General features: G+C 74.0%; 10 protein-coding genes. 5 read left to right on the plus strand and 5 right to left on the minus strand.

The genetic code is table 11. The features are described from left to right. Nucleotides 1–10 precede the first annotated feature (10 nt). A complete protein-coding gene (locus AB0J08_RS01885) occupies nucleotides 11–469 on the minus strand; it encodes an ATP-binding protein (RefSeq protein ID WP_360625268.1) in 459 nt (152 codons plus the stop codon). A 273-nt stretch (nucleotides 470–742) separates the two neighbouring features. Here AB0J08_RS01885 and AB0J08_RS01890 point away from each other — a divergent pair, with 273 nt between their 5' ends. Beyond that, nucleotides 743–1,594, plus strand: coding sequence for a helix-turn-helix transcriptional regulator (locus tag AB0J08_RS01890; protein WP_360625271.1), 852 nt, complete (start codon nucleotides 743–745; stop codon nucleotides 1,592–1,594). A gap of 11 nt (nucleotides 1,595–1,605) precedes the next feature. Continuing rightward, complete coding sequence (locus tag AB0J08_RS01895; protein WP_360625274.1) at nucleotides 1,606–1,797, plus strand: hypothetical protein; 192 nt, start codon at nucleotides 1,606–1,608, stop codon at nucleotides 1,795–1,797. A gap of 66 nt (nucleotides 1,798–1,863) precedes the next feature. Here AB0J08_RS01895 and AB0J08_RS01900 read toward each other — a convergent pair whose 3' ends face one another. Beyond that, nucleotides 1,864–4,668 carry an AAA family ATPase gene (locus AB0J08_RS01900; protein WP_360625277.1) on the minus strand — a complete coding sequence of 935 codons (2,805 nt, stop codon included), beginning with the start codon at nucleotides 4,666–4,668 and terminating at the stop codon, nucleotides 1,864–1,866. Nucleotides 4,669–4,780: 112 nt separating this feature from the next. Next, entirely contained in the window at nucleotides 4,781–5,512 is a 732-nt protein-coding gene (locus AB0J08_RS01905) for a heparin lyase I family protein (protein WP_360625280.1), read from the minus strand. A 347-nt stretch (nucleotides 5,513–5,859) separates the two neighbouring features. On the opposite strand from AB0J08_RS01905, the gene AB0J08_RS01910 reads away from it, so the two are divergent. After that, a complete protein-coding gene (locus AB0J08_RS01910) occupies nucleotides 5,860–7,602 on the plus strand; it encodes a tetratricopeptide repeat protein (protein ID WP_360625283.1) in 1,743 nt (580 codons plus the stop codon). A gap of 285 nt (nucleotides 7,603–7,887) precedes the next feature. Here AB0J08_RS01910 and AB0J08_RS01915 read toward each other — a convergent pair whose 3' ends face one another. Both AB0J08_RS01915 and AB0J08_RS01920 read right to left on the minus strand, forming a co-directional pair. Beyond that, nucleotides 7,888–8,211 carry a group II intron maturase-specific domain-containing protein gene (locus tag AB0J08_RS01915; RefSeq protein WP_360625286.1) on the minus strand — a complete coding sequence of 108 codons (324 nt, stop codon included), beginning with the start codon at nucleotides 8,209–8,211 and terminating at the stop codon, nucleotides 7,888–7,890. Nucleotides 8,212–8,342: 131 nt separating this feature from the next. Next, nucleotides 8,343–11,693, minus strand: coding sequence for a BTAD domain-containing putative transcriptional regulator (locus AB0J08_RS01920; protein WP_360625289.1), 3,351 nt, complete (start codon nucleotides 11,691–11,693; stop codon nucleotides 8,343–8,345). Nucleotides 11,694–11,851: 158 nt separating this feature from the next. On the opposite strand from AB0J08_RS01920, the gene AB0J08_RS01925 reads away from it, so the two are divergent. Beyond that, a complete protein-coding gene (locus tag AB0J08_RS01925) occupies nucleotides 11,852–12,985 on the plus strand; it encodes an alkene reductase (RefSeq protein WP_360625292.1) in 1,134 nt (377 codons plus the stop codon). A gap of 233 nt (nucleotides 12,986–13,218) precedes the next feature. After that, a complete protein-coding gene (locus AB0J08_RS01930; RefSeq protein ID WP_360625295.1) occupies nucleotides 13,219–13,779 on the plus strand; it encodes an alpha/beta fold hydrolase in 561 nt (186 codons plus the stop codon). Nucleotides 13,780–14,230 lie beyond the last annotated feature (451 nt).

Genomic DNA, 14,230 nt, shown 5'->3' on the forward strand with positions numbered 1-14,230 from the left:
TGACGTTTCGTCAGGCAGCGTGGAGTCTGACCCCCGCGACCACGGACTTGCCGCAGGTCCGGCGGGGCAGGACGGCCCAGATGTCGCAGAGCGCGTCGACCAGCAGCAGGCCCCGCCCACCGCACTCCTGCGGGTGCGGTTCGACGAGGACGGGCCGGCCGACCCCCGGGTCGGAGACGGCCAGCCAGCAGTGGCCGTCGGCGATCCAGAGGACGAGCTCGATCAGCTCGTCCTCGCCGGCACGGGCACCGTGGCGGATCGCATTGGTGACCAGCTCCGAAGTCACCAGGCGCAGCACGTCGGAGAGTTGGGGTTCGTGGGGCTCCGGGATCGCGCCGGCCACGGCCCGGCGGGCCCGTTGGACGGAGGCGAGCTCGGCGGGAAAGCGCCAGTGCGACGGCACCTCGGGGACGCCGGGCGGCGTCGGCGCGAGCACGACGGGGGTGGACGGAAGCGGGATTCCAGGCATGGCTGACTCCTCGCGGATGTGCAGTGGTTGAGCGAGCGCTGATGCGGCTCCGACGCCGGTGGCACGCCTCCCTGGGCGCGGGCACACCCGTCCCGGGGAAGGCGGGCATGCTCGCGCGGTGCACTTCCGGACATTGCCGAGTGTGATCCTTGCAACACCGAGAGTACCGCACTGCGGGGTAAATTTGCCGAGCTCCCTGACAATCTAACCCCGGGTAGTGGGTTGGTCCTTGCGGGCGGCAGACTGCATCCCACGTCGCACGGAAGGAACGGCATGACTCCCAGGATGTCTCTCACTGAACGTCAGAAGCGGTTGGGGAGCGAGCTGCGAAAGATCCGGACCTCGGCAGGCATGAGTGCCGAGTACGCGGCGGGGCTGCTCGGCGTCGATCGCGGCAAGATCTCCAACATGGAGTCGGGCCTGCGGCCGATCACCACCGAGCGCTTGCGCACCCTGGCCCACAACTGCCACTGCGCAGACCAGAAGTACATCGATGCCCTGGTCGAAATGGCGCAACCCGGGGACAAGGGCTGGTGGGAACGGTATCGCGGCAGTCTGCCCCAGGGGCTGCTGGACATCGCCGAGCTCGAAGCACGCGCGAAGCGACTCCGTACCACCGACACCGTCCACATTCCAGGGCTGTTGCAGACCTCGGACCACGCTCTCGCCGTATTCCGGGCAGTGTTCCCGCCGCTGCCCGAGCACGAGGTCGGCCTGCGACTCGCTCATCGGACGGAACGCCGGCAAGTGCTCACCGGTGACGATCCGCCCGACTATGTCGCCGTTGTGCACGAAGCGGCTCTGCGGATGCAGTTCGGCGGCCGCAAGGGCATGCACGCCCAACTGGAGTACCTGCTCGACGCATCCGAACGGGACAACGTCACGCTTCGCGTCGTTCCGTTCGAGCACGGGGCCTTTCCGGGCGCCGGGCACACCGTCCTCTACGCGGAGGGGCCGGTGCCGCAGCTCGACACGGTTCAGGTGGACAGGGCACATGGCCCCGAGTTCCTGGAGGCAGAAGGCCAGCTGACGAAATACCGCGCCCAGCTTGATCGGTTGGAAGACCTGGCGCTGACCCCACAACGATCCCGTGACTTCATCCGCGAGATCGCCAACCAACTGTAAGGAGACGTTCGATGCCCACCATCACCTGGGAAGACCCCTTCTGCGGCGAGGGCAACTCATGCTTCCGCCTCGGCACCGACGCCGACGGCAACGCCTACATCGCCGTCAAGGGCCAGGAGGACCGGGCCATCACCGACTCCAGGGCTGCCCTGCGCACCCTCATCCTGGACATCAAGGCGGGCAAGGCCGACCACCTGCTCTAGCCCCTCCGGGCCGCCGCCGCCACTGCGGCGCCGGCGGCCCGGCACCCAGATGCGGTCGTCACCGCCTCAGCCTGCCGCGCCCCCGCGCAGGAGGTCCCCCGCCCGGGCTGCCAACCCGTCGGCGCCGCAGTGCGCGGCCAGCTCCAGCCCGTCGGCCAGCGCGGTGCGGGCGGCCGGGCCGGTGCCCAGCGCCTCTCCCAGGTCGACCAGGGCGATCGCGTGCTCGTAGCGGGCGGGTGACCGCTCCAGGTGCCGGACGGCCTGCGCCAGCAGCTCGGCCGCGCGTGGCCGGTCGTGCACCGCCGCGCTGAGCCGAAGGGCGCTGCCGACAGCCGAGTCCGTCCCGGACTCCCGGGCCCGGCGAACGGCCTCCCCGGCGAGGTCGCGGGCCCGGTCCGGCTGGTCGGGGGCGACCGCGCGCGCCAGGTGCCCGAGCCACGGCGCCCACACCGTGTTGCGCCACCCGCGCGCGTCCAGGGCCGCGCCGGCGGCGGCCAGCGTCGCGGCCGCGCCGGGCGCGTCGCCCCGGGCCAGCAGGAGTCGGCCGTACAGCGTGGGGGCGTCGGGCAGCACCATCACCGTCGGGTACGGCGGGCCGAAGGCGTGCTCGCGGGTCAGCTCAAGGGCCTCCGGCAGGCGGCCGCGCGCGGCCAGGGTCTCGGCCAGCGCCCCGACCGCGTCCCAGTGCAGCGGGACGCCCGGCCCTATCCGCCCGGCGATCCGCAGGGCGCGGCGCAGGTAGTCCTCCGCCTCCACCAGGGCGCCGCAGCGGAACCGGAGCATGCCGGTCAGCAGGTAGGCGAAGCCGAGGTGGCCGCCGCTCCACCCGGCGACCTCGTACGCGCGAACCGCCTCGGTGAACAGCTCCTCGGCCCGGTCGACCCGGTCGGCGTAGAGGTAGCTGATACCGAGGATGCCGGGCAGCTCGAAACCCCAGGTGGTGTTGGTCCAGCCGAGACTGCGGGGCAGCCGGCCGCCCGGCAGCGCGGACTCGGCCAGGGCGATCGCCTCCTCGCGGTCCGCGCCGCGCAGCGTGAGGTCCCAGCAGCGCAGCACGGCCACCGCGTGGGCCAGACCGTTCTGTTCGAACATGGCCTGGTCCGGGCTCGGCCCGCCGGCCGCGCCGGTGCCGGTGCCGGAATCGATGTCGGTGGAGGCCGGGCCGACCGTTTCGGTGTCGCTGAAGGCCAGACCGACCGTTTCGAGCATCCGGCCGAACTCCGCGAGCCGCCGGGAGCGGCCCGGACCGTCCTCGTCCTCGGACTGGAACGCGGCGAACATGAAGTGGGCGACCTCCAGGCGCAGCCGGCCCGGGCCCGGGAGGGTCCGGGCGGCCTCCTCGGCACACACCGCGGCGGCCTCGCCGAGCCGGTTGCTGTGGGCGAGGGCCTGGGCCAGCCGGAAGACCGCGTCCACCCGGAGCTCGGGGCCGAGGCCGTACGGGTCGGCGAGCGCCAGGCGCAGCTGGTTGACCGTGGTCGCCGGGTCGGTGAGCAGGGCCGAGCAGCCGAGTTCGTAGAGCACCGCGGCCCGGTCCTCAGCGGCGGGCGGTTCACTGATGGCGCGGCGCAGGCAGCGCTGGGCCGCCTCGGGCGCGCCGATGGCCAGGTGCTCGCGGGCCGCCCGGCGCAGCTTGTCGACGATCTCGCCGTCCCCCTCGGGCAGGGTTTCGAGCAGGTGCCGGGACGCCGTCAGCAGGCCGAGGCCGGCGTTCTCGGTCTCGACGGCGGCGACGCCGTGCATCCCGGTCCGGGTGGCTTGCGGCATCGACTGGTAGACGGAGGTGGCGATCAGCGGGTGGACGAACTCCAGCCGGCCGCCCGGCGTGCCGGTCAGCACCCCGTGCCGGCGCAGCTCCCGGACGGACTCGGCGGCGGTCTCCGGTCCCTGGGCGCAGACGACGGCGGCGAGGTCCGGGCGGATGTCGGTGCCCAGCATGGACGCCGCCCAGGCGAACCGGAGCGTGGTCGGGCCGATCTTGTCCAGCCAGTGCCGCAGCGTCATCCCCCGGGCTCCGGCGGCGAGTTCGCGCAGCTGGCCGGCGCTCTCCTCGACGGGGTCGAGTCGCTGGTCGACCACCTCGCGCAGCAGGGCGGTGGTCTCGTACGGGTTGCCGGCGGTGACCGCCCAGACGTGGCGGCAGAAGGCGTCCTCCGCCTCCGCGCCCAGGGCGGCCCGGACCAGGTGCGCGACCGAGGCCGGCTGGAGCGGCCGCAGTTCGTGCCGCCGGTCGGCCCGGCCGACGAGGCCGCGCTGCAGCGCCAGGGCGTCGTCGGGGAACTCGTCGCGGCAGGCGAGCACCAGCAGGGCCGGCAGCTCGCGTGCACGCACGGCGAAGCCCGCCAGCCAGCCGAGGGACTCCGGATCGGCCCAGTGCAGGTCGTCGACGATCACGGCCACCGGCGGGCGCCGCTGCACGAGGCGGGTGAGCACGAAGTCCAGCCCGTCCCGGACGCCCTGCGGGTCGGGCTGCCCTCCGGGCGGCAGCAGCCCGACCGCCGGACCGACGATGTCCTCCCAGGGCCCGAACACCTGCGCCCGTTCCTCATCGGACAGACCCGCCAGCACCGGCTGCACCAGCTGGCGCACCACGCGGAACGGCTCGTGGCGCTGCCGCTCCCCGCCCCGGGCGAACAGCACCGTGCAGCCCGCGCGTCGCGCCTCCCGTCGCACCTCGGTCAGCACCGCGGTCTTGCCCAGCCCGGCCGCGCCGGAGTACACCAGCAGCTCCCCGGTTCCGGCGCCGGCGGGCCGGGTGAGCGCCCCGACCGCCCGCCGGGCCGACCGGATCTCGACCTCGCGTTCGTGCAGCGGACAGCCGTCCTTGCCGGCCCCGCCGTCACCCCCGGCCCCGGACTCCCCTTCGGCCACCGTCGCCCCCAATTCGCCGTTCCACAGCAGTCGTTCACCGATGCCGAGGCTACTGCCGAACGGACGGCTCCGGTGCGCGCTTGACAATCCGCCCGGCCGGTCCACCCGGCCCTCACGAGCCGGCGGTGGCCGCCTCCAGGGTGGTCGCCATGACCGGACTGGTGAAGGTGTTCGTCGCGTTCCCCGAGGAGGGGTGGTAGGAGCCCCACTTGAGGTAGTTGCGGTCGCCGTCCCAGGTGGTGCCCTTGAAGGTGCCCGAGCCGGTGGTGAAGGTCTGCTTCACGCCGTCGAACCAGAAGTCGATGGTGCCGTCGGTGCGGCCCAGACGGATCTTCAGCGCGTAGGAGTGCCACTGGTTGTTGGCGGTCGGCGCGGTCCACAGCGGGTGCGCGACGTGGTCGGTGTCCCACTCCTGGAGGCGGATGCGCCCGGTCGTCGCGTCGATCTCGATCGGGTGGTTCGCCGTGTCGGTGCTCGGCGAGCACTTGAGCTGGAAGACGTAGCGGCTGTTCGAGTCCTTGATGTCCACCTTGGACGACCAGCCGAGGTAGAAGGTGGAGCCCTCCTTCAGGTCCGGGCCGAGCGTCTCGCAGCGCTCCTCCCCCGCGGCCTGGAACGCCCGCCACACACTGCCCTTGGCGGGGTCCTTGACGACGCCGAAGTCGCCCGACGCGCACTGGACGCCGGCGAAGGAGGACGGGCCCTTGCCGGTGCTCGGGGTCCACAGGACCTTGCCCGTCACGGCGGCGGAGCTGCCGGCGGTGGCCACGCCGCAGGAGACCGCCAGCGTGGTGAGGGCCACGATGCCGACGGCGGTCCTGCGATGGTGGGACAGAAGGGACATGCCTCTCCCTGGTGGATGAGTGGCCGCAACGGTCGCCGTCCGGGCCGTTCGGCCGGGACGCATGCAGCGATTCGACCACCTGGCCGTCCGGTCGGCCAAGCGGAGCGGCCGGCCGAGGCCCTTTCGGGCAGTTCCACCGGTCGTCACGGGCACCGGGGCGGCGGCACCGCCCGGGCGAGCCCCCGCCCCGGGCCGCTCCGGTGCGGGATTCGACCTGCGTAGCCCGCGCGGCAGGTCCGCGGACCGCCCAGCGGTTTGAGTCGAACACCTGAACTGGTCCGCCCACTCCCCTACGATCTGTCAAAAGGCTCTTGTCGCAGGTGTGGTCAACCCGAGGGGGGACGAGGATGAGTGCGGAAGTCGTCCGGTTGCTGGAGCAGGCCGGCCCATTCCTGACCGCCGCGGCACGGGCCTACGGCGGGACTGTCCTGGCCCGGGCGGAGGATCCCGCCGCGGACGCCACCGCCGACCTCGGCCGCCGCATCCTCCAAGCCGTATCGCGCTGCCGCCACACACCCAAGCCGGCCGCGCTGGCGGCAGCGCTTGAGGGCCTTACGGAGGACCCTGAGGACGCAGACGCTCAGGCCGCGTTGCGGAAGGTGCTGAAGCGACCCCTGCGCAAGGACGCCGACCTACGGGCCGAGATCGCCGCCCTCCTGTCCGCTCACTCCGCCGTGGGCGCGACGGTCACCGCCTCCGACACCATCCCGCTCCAACAGGCCGCCCTTGCCCGGTGCGAGCGGGACCTCGGCGACACCCACCCCGACACCCTGAGCTGCCGAGGCGCCCTTGCTTCCGCCTATCAGGAGGCGGGCGACCTGGACCGCGCCATCCCCCTGTACGAAACCACCCTCAGCCAGCGCGAGCGGGTCCTCGGCGACACTCACCGCGACACCCTGGACAGCCGCAACAACCTCGCGATCGCCTACCAGGCGGCGGGCGACCTGGACCGCGCCATCCCCCTGTTCGAGACCACCCTCAGCCAGTCCGAGCGGACCCTCGGTGACACCCACCCCCACACCCTGGACAACCGCAACAACCTCGCGCTCGCCTACCAGGCGGCGGGCGACCCGGACCGTGCGGTCTCCCTGCTGGAGACCACCCTCGCCCAGTTCGAGCGGGTCCTCGGCGACACCCACCCCCACACCCTGGGCTGCCGAGGCAACCTCGCTTCCGCCTATCAGGAGGCGGGCGACCTGGACCGCGCCATCCCCCTGTACGAAACCACCCTCGTCCAGCGCGAGCGGGTCCTCGGCAACAACCACCCCGACACCCTCATCACCCTGGACAACCTCGCCGGCGCCTACCAGGCGGCGGGCCACCCGGACCGTGCCATCCCCCTGCACGAAAACGTGCTCGCCCACTTCGAGCAAGCGCTCGGCGACACCCACCCCCACACCCTGAAGTGCCGAGCCAACCTCGCGTTCGCCTACCACTCGGCGGGCGACCTGGACCGTGCCATCCCCCTGTTGGAGACCAGCCTCACCCAGTTCGAGCGGGTCCTCGGCGACACCCACCCCGACACTCTGAACAGCCGAGCCAACCTCGCACTCGGCTACCACACGGCGGGCGACCTGGACCGCGCCATCCCCCTGTACGAAACCACCCTCGTCCAGCGCGAGCGGGTCCTCGGCAACAACCACCCCGACACCCTCATCAGCCTGGGCAACCTCGCCGCCGCCTACCAGGCGGCGGGCGACCTGGACCGTGCCATCCCCCTGCACGAGAACGTGCTCGCCCACTTCGAGCAAGCACTCGGCGACACCCACCCCTTCACCCTGAACTTCCGAGACAACCTCGCCGGCGCCTACCAGGCAGCGGGCGACCCGGACCGTGCCACCCCTCTGCTCAGGACCGTCCTCAGCCAGCGCGAACAGGTTCTCGGCAACAACCACCCCGACACCCTGAAAAGCCGCAACAACGTCGCACTGACCTACTACGCGGCAGGCGACCCGCACCGTGCCGTCCCCCTGTTCGAGACCGCCCTCAGCCAGTGCGAGCAGATCCTCGGCGACACCCACCCGACCACGCTGGCCGTGCGGGCCAACCTGGCCCTCGCACGTGACGCAGCGCGTGACCCGGAGTGGTGAAGCCGGAGCCCACCTCGACCGGCCCGGAATCGGCCGCGTCGGGGCGACCGGCCACGGCTGCACCCCGCACAGCGTCCCCGACGGTGCCTGAGCGCCAGCTCGCCCCGAATCCTGACGGGCCGAGTTCGTCCACTTCACCGTCACCCAGATCGCCGGGCAGAACGGTCGCACCACCTGACGACACACCGGGCTGTCCCGCCCCGGCGGGACAGCCCGCGTCCCGCCGGCAGGTGACAGAAAGGCTGAGCACTGGCCGCAGGTGACAACTATCCCGCGCAAACGGCGTCAACCACTGTGCTTCCTACCGCAGCCTCGCCCAGGTCGTTCGGCGTCATCGGTGACAACTTGCGCGCGTCGGCACACTGACCCGCGCCCCAGGCCGGCCGGCAGTACACGGCGGAACTCGTCCGTGATGCTGCGCGGCCAGCCGGTCGGGGTATCGGCATCTTGTGGAGGAGCAAGGCCCAGCCGCAGGTCTCGATCTCCGCGAGCGGCTCGCCGGCGACCTGCGGACCCATGGGCGTCCAGCGCGTGGAACACGCGGCTGGACACCGCACTCCGGAAGTAGGCCGCCCAGCCCCGGATGATCGGGTTGAGTTCATGGAGCACAGCCAGGCCCTCGGCGGGCGCAGGGTCGTCAGGGGCTTGGTGCCGGTGCCGTCCGGAACCACCGGCTGCCGCGCATCGGAGCGGCCGGAGCCACCGGAGGGACCGCCGTGGAACCGGCCGCCGTGTCCGGCTCAGGACTCGGCGGCGGTACGGACCGCGACCGGGAGCGGGAGCGAGGCACCCTGCTCGAAGACGGTGGCGAAGTGGGCCGCGCCGAGGGCCGCGCGGACCGTGGAGGCGATCCGGTCCACGTCGGCGCGTTCACCGGGCGGGAGTGGTGCACCGGCACTTCGGCGGGCGGCGTCGGCGGCGCCGAGGAGCAGCGCCGCACGGTTGAGTGCCGAGGCGCCGCCGGTGGCCGCGGCCGCGCCGGCGGTGCCTTCCAGGGAGAGGGCGAGGGCCCGCGGCTCGGCCAGCTGCCGGGCGTGGGCCAGAGCGCGTGCCTGGTGGGCGGCGGCCTGCGCGGGCAGGCCGCGCAGTTCGGCGACGAAGCCGAGTTCCACCTCGATCAGGTGCCTTCCCGCGGTCGACGACGGGTAGTCGTCACGCATCGCCCGGAGGTGGCGTTCCGCGTCGTCGAGGTCGCCGGCGCGCCGTGCGCCCAGGGCGAGGCCCATGACCGCGAGCACCTCGCCGAAGAGGTGGCCCTGCTCGGCGGCCGCACGGCGGGCCCGCTCGTGGAGCAACCGGGACCGCTCCCAGTCGCCGGCGAGGAGCGCGAGGCGGCCCAGACCCGCGAGGCAGGCGGAGGCCTCCACGGCCAGACCGAGCTGCTCGGCGAGGCGCAGCCCGACGCCGTGGCGGGCTTCGGCGTCGGCGTACTCACCCTCGATCTCGGCGAGCGCGGCGAGGACCGGCACCGTCTGCAACTCGCCCCACCCGTCCCCGAGTTCGCGGAAGGCCGCGGCGGCGGAACGGCCGTCACGACGGGCTGCCGCGAGGTCGCCGGCGGCCAGCGCGGTCCGGGCCAGCAGGGCGCGGGCGGCGGCGGCGCCCCAGCGGTCACCCGCGGAGGCGCAGTGGTCCAGGGCGCGGGTGCCGACGGCGTGCGCCGCGACCGGGTCGCCCGCGTGGTGGAGGCCGTGGGCGAACAGCCACAGCGCCCGGCCGCGCCGGACGGGGTCGGCGATGTCCGCTTCGGGGCAGTCCCGCTCGGCTGGCCGGTGGCCGGTCAGCATGGCGAACGCGTCGTGCAGAAGCCGGAGTTCGGCGGCGACGGAGGCGGACACGGGGGCAGCGGCAGCGGCAGACGCAGAGGAGGAAGCGGAGGCGGGCGCGGTGGCCGGCGTGTGGGCGGCGGCCTCCAGGACGGTGGCGAGGGCGCGGCGGGCCTCGTGGAGACGACCGCGCAGCAGCCACCAGGGGCACAGGGCGGCGGCCACGCGGGCGGCGCCGTGCCGGTCCCCGGTGCGCAGAAGGTGGTCGAGCGCGGCTCGGATGTTGGTGGACTCGGCGTCCAGACAGGCGAGTTGGAGGCGTTGTCCCGGCCCGCGCAGGTGGGCCTCGGCGTGTTCGGCCACGTCGCGGAACGCGGCGTGACGAGCCGCGGTGGCCGGGTGCTCACCCGCCTCGTGGAGCCGGTCGCGGGCGTAGGCGGCCACCGATTCGAGCAGGCCGTAGCGCGGGCCGTCGCCGGTGTGCGCGGCCTCGACGAGCGAACGGTCGACCAGGCGCCCGACCAGGTCCAGGACGGCGTCACCGGCGATGCCGTCTCCCGCGCACACCGCCTCGGCCGCTTGCAGCGAGCAGCCGCCGGGCGGGACGGCCAGCCGCCGCAGGACGGTCTGTTCCGGCGGGGTGAGCAGCTCCCAGCTCCAGTCGATCACCGCGCGCAGGGTCTGCTGCCGGGCCGGAAGGCCCCGCTGCCCGGAACCGAGCACCCGGAACCGGTCGTCGATGCGAGCCGCCAGCTCCCGCACGCCCATGGCCCGCACCCGGGTGGCCGCGAGTTCCAGGGCGAGTGGAATGCCGTCCAGCCGGTGGCAGATCTCCGCAATGGCAGCCCGCGTCCCGTCGTCCGGCGTCCCGGCGTCCGGCGTCCCGGCGTCCGGCGCCCCGGCGTCCCCGGCCCCGTCCCCGGCGGGCGCGGCGAACCCGGGCGCCGCCGCGGCGGCCCGTTCGGTGAACAGCCGCGCGGCGGCGACCGGGTCCAGCGGAGCGACGGGGAACACCGCCTCGCCGGGCAGTCGCAGCGACTCCCGGCTGGTGGCGAGGATGCGCAGCTCCGACGCGGTGTCCAGCAGCGTCGCGACGAGGTCGGCGGCGGAGTCGATCACGTGCTCGCAGTTGTCGAGGACGAGCAGGGCCCGGCGCCCGCGCAGGGCCGCCGCCAGCGCGGGCAGGAGGGCGGCCGGGGGCGCGGCCGGTACGGCGGCCGGGCGGATGCCGAGCGACGCGGCCACCGCCTGGGCGAGGTCGGCGGCATCGGCGGGTAGGGCCGCGAGCTCGACGAGCTGCACGCCGTCCGGCGCGCCGCCCCCGGGGTCGTCCGCGAGGCGGCGCGCGAGGGCCAGGGCGAGCCGGGTCTTGCCCACCCCGCCGGGGCCGGTCAGCGTGACCAGGCGCTCGGCGCGGACGAGACGGGCGAGGGCGTCCAGCGCGGGGCCGCGCCCGACGAGCGTGGTCCGCGGGACGGGCAGGTTCGACTGCCGGAACGCACCCGGGTGCCGGTCCCGGTCGGCGGCCGCGGCCGGGGATCCGACGGGCGAGCGGGCCGGGACCGGCGGGACCTGCGGCGCGGCCACGGGCAGGAGGGCGGTGTCCTGCCGCAGGATCGCCTCGTGCAACGCCGCCAGTGCGGGGCTCGGGTCGAGGCCCAGCTCGTCGACGAGCAATGCCCGCAGTTCGCCGTACGCGGCGACCGCCTCGCTCTGCCGGCCGGCCCGGTACAGCGCCCGCATCTGTACGGCGCGCAGCCGTTCGCGCAGGGGGTGGCGGTCCACCAGTTCGGCCAGCTCACCGAGCAGCAGCGGATCGGCGAACTCCAGCCGTGCCTCCACCAGTTCCTCGACGACGGCGAGCCGTTCCTCGGCCAGCCGCTGCGCGGCCGGGCGGACGAACTCCTCGTCGGCGAAGTCGGCGTACGGGTGTCCGCGCCACAGCTCCAGCGCCCGTGTGAACACGGCCGCCCGGGAGCGCGCGTCGGTCTCGCTCCGGGCCCGTGCGGCGAGTGCCCGGAAGCCGGCCGCGTCGACCTGGGTGGTGTCGTCGTCGAGTCGGAGCCGGTACCCGGCCGGGTGGTGGGTCACCCGGTCACGGCCGATCGCCCGGCGCAGTTGGGAGACCTTGGCCTGGAGCGCGTTGGCGGGATTGGCGGGCGCGGTGTCGCCCCAGATGTCGTCGACGAGGCGGTCGGGCGACACCGGTCGGCCCTCGTGCAGCAGGAGGTCGGCCAGCAGGGCCCGCACCTTGGTCTCGGGCACCCGCACGGGGACACCGTCGGCGTCCCACACGGCCAGCGGACCGAGCACCCCGAACCTCATGGGCCACACCCTACACAGGGTGATCATCCGCTGGCCGGACGGGCTGCCGGTGGACCGTCAGCAGAGCATCAGCAGAGCCGAAGCGGGCGGCGGGATCGTCTGATCAGCGGGCCGCAGGGCCCCGACGACACCACCACGGACCACCAAGGAGCACGATCATGAGCACGAACGCCACGGTTCCGGCGGGCTTCGACACCGAGTCGGCCGGCCCGGACTCCCCGCTGTTCCGGCCCGCCCGGCTCGGCGCCCTGCGGCTCGCGAATCGCCTGGTGATGGCCCCGATGACGCGCAACCGCGCGAGCGCCACCGGCGTACCGGAACCGATCACGGCCACGTACTACGCCCAGCGCGCATCGGCCGGGCTGATCATCGCGGAGGCCACCACACCGAACGCGGTGGGCGCCACCTACCCCGACATCCCGGCGATCCACGACGAGTCGCACGTGGCCGGGTGGCGCCGCGTCACCGACGCCGTCCGGGCCGCCGGCGGGCAGATGTTCCTCCAGCTGCAGCACGGCGGGCGGGTCGGCCACCCCGAAACCAGCGGGCACCACCCGGTCGCCCCGTCGGCGGTGCCGCTGCCCGGCACGATCGTCACCCCGTCCGGGCACCGGGAGAACGTCGTGCCGCGCGAGATGACCGAGCAGGAGATCCACGCCACCGTGGCCGACTTCGCCGCCGCGGCCCGCCGCGCGGTGGACGCGGGCTTCGCGGGGGTCGAGGTCCACGCCGCGAACGGGTACCTGCTCCACCAGTTCCTCTCCCGCCACACCAACCACCGCACCGACGGCTACGGCGGGGCGGTCGCCCACCGCATCCGTTTCACCGTCGAGGTGGTCCGCGCGGTCGTCGAGGCGATCGGCGCCGACCGGGTCGGGGTGCGCATCGCTCCCGGCGTCACCGCCAACGCCATGGCGGAGGACGACGTCGACGAGGTCTACCCGGCGCTCCTGGGCGAACTCGACGGCCTGGGCCTCGCCTATCTGCACGTCGTCTTCGCCGACCCCGACCAGCCGCTGTTCCACACCCTGCGCAAGGCCTGGTCCGGCCCGCTGATCGCGAACCCGTCCCTGCCCTGGCCCGGCCCCCTGCCCGCCGACGGCGGCCGCGCCGCCGCCGAGCGCCTCCTGGACGCGGGCGCCGACCTGATCTCCCTCGGCCGTGCGTTCCTGGCCAACCCGGACCTGGTCACCCGGCTGCGCACCGGAGCCCCGCTCAACCCGATCCGGGACGCGCACCTGATGTACGTGGGCGGCGAGACGGGCTACACGGACTACCCGACCCTCGGCTGACACACCCGGCGCACGCCCGGCCGGTCGGCGAAGCAGGTCGCCCGAACAGGTCGGCGGAACAGGTCGGCGGAGCAGGTCGCCGGAACAGGTCGGCGGAGCAGGTCGCCGAAGCAGGGCGGCGGAGCGATGGGTGTGGCGCTCGGTCACCCGCGCCTCCGTCCGCCAAGGTGGACACCGGCAGCCGGCGGCGGGTGCCGGACGGGGCCGTGACGAGGATGCGGAGGACGATCGCCATGGCAGCGGCTCAGCAGATCCTGTTCATCCAGGGCGGCGGCGCGGGCACGCACGACGACTGGGACGACAAGCTGGTCGACAGCCTGCGGCGAGCGCTCGGGGGCGGGTACGAGGTCCGCTACCCGCGGATGCCCGACGAGGGCGAGCCGGGTTACGCCCAGTGGGGCCGGGCGATCCGGCGCGAGCTGGCGGACCTGGCGGACGGCGCGGTCGTGGCCGGCCACTCGGTGGGCGGGACGATCCTCGTCCACGCCCTCGCCGAGCAGCCGCCGGAGCGCACTCTCGCGGCGATCGTGCTGATCGCCGCCCCGTTCGTCGGCCGGGGCGGCTGGCCGGGCGAGGAGTTCGAGCTGCCCGGCGACCTCGGCGCGAGGCTGCCGCGCGACGTGCCGGTGCACGTGTTCCACGGACTCGACGACGAGACGGCACCACCGTCCCACGCCGACCTCTATGCCCGCGCGATTCCGCAGGCCCAGCTGCACCGGCTGCCCGGGCGCGACCACCAGCTGAACGACGACCTGCGCGCGGTGGCCGAGGCGATCTGCCCCGTCAGACCCTGAATCCCGCGCGCCGCCCGGCCGCAGCACCGTGGAAACCGCTGCTCGGGTGGCATATGCCCGCTCCGGTCCGGCCATCGGATCTCGGCCCAGTCCGGCGTGGGGGCCGATCACCGCGCCGGACTTCCGCCGAGGGCGGGAGGGGCGGAAGGGCAGGGGGCGGGCCACCGTTGATCCCGCCGCTCAGAGGTCCAATCTTCACCTGGTGTCGAATGTCCGTTCTCCCGGGGTGCGTGAGGCGAGAACCACTTTGACCACTTACGACCGAAAGGTCGGCTGACTCCCCCTTGTCGGTTTCGGCCGCCACGCAGAAACGCCCCCACCCGTCGGCGGCGCGCCGCCACTGGCCTGCGCAGGCGCCCTCCGGTGGGCCGGACGGCGTACCGGGCAGGCACCGTGGGTGGACGAAGGGAAGGGCGCGGGCGACCCGGTGGCCGGAACGAGACCTCGAATC

It is taken from the genome of Kitasatospora sp. NPDC050463 (genome assembly GCF_040655255.1).
GTDB lineage: Bacteria > Actinomycetota > Actinomycetes > Streptomycetales > Streptomycetaceae > Kitasatospora.

Coding starts and splice junctions, on each gene's coding strand:
- AB0J08_RS01930 (WP_360625295.1), top strand. CDS start 13,219: ATGGCAGCGGCTCAGCAGATCCTGTTCATCCAGGGCGGCGGCGCGGGC.
- AB0J08_RS01920 (WP_360625289.1), bottom strand. CDS start 11,693: ATGAGGTTCGGGGTGCTCGGTCCGCTGGCCGTGTGGGACGCCGACGGT.
- AB0J08_RS01885 (WP_360625268.1), bottom strand. CDS start 469: ATGCCTGGAATCCCGCTTCCGTCCACCCCCGTCGTGCTCGCGCCGACG.
- AB0J08_RS01905 (WP_360625280.1), bottom strand. CDS start 5,512: ATGTCCCTTCTGTCCCACCATCGCAGGACCGCCGTCGGCATCGTGGCC.
- AB0J08_RS01890 (WP_360625271.1), top strand. CDS start 743: ATGACTCCCAGGATGTCTCTCACTGAACGTCAGAAGCGGTTGGGGAGC.
- AB0J08_RS01895 (WP_360625274.1), top strand. CDS start 1,606: ATGCCCACCATCACCTGGGAAGACCCCTTCTGCGGCGAGGGCAACTCA.
- AB0J08_RS01925 (WP_360625292.1), top strand. CDS start 11,852: ATGAGCACGAACGCCACGGTTCCGGCGGGCTTCGACACCGAGTCGGCC.
- AB0J08_RS01910 (WP_360625283.1), top strand. CDS start 5,860: ATGAGTGCGGAAGTCGTCCGGTTGCTGGAGCAGGCCGGCCCATTCCTG.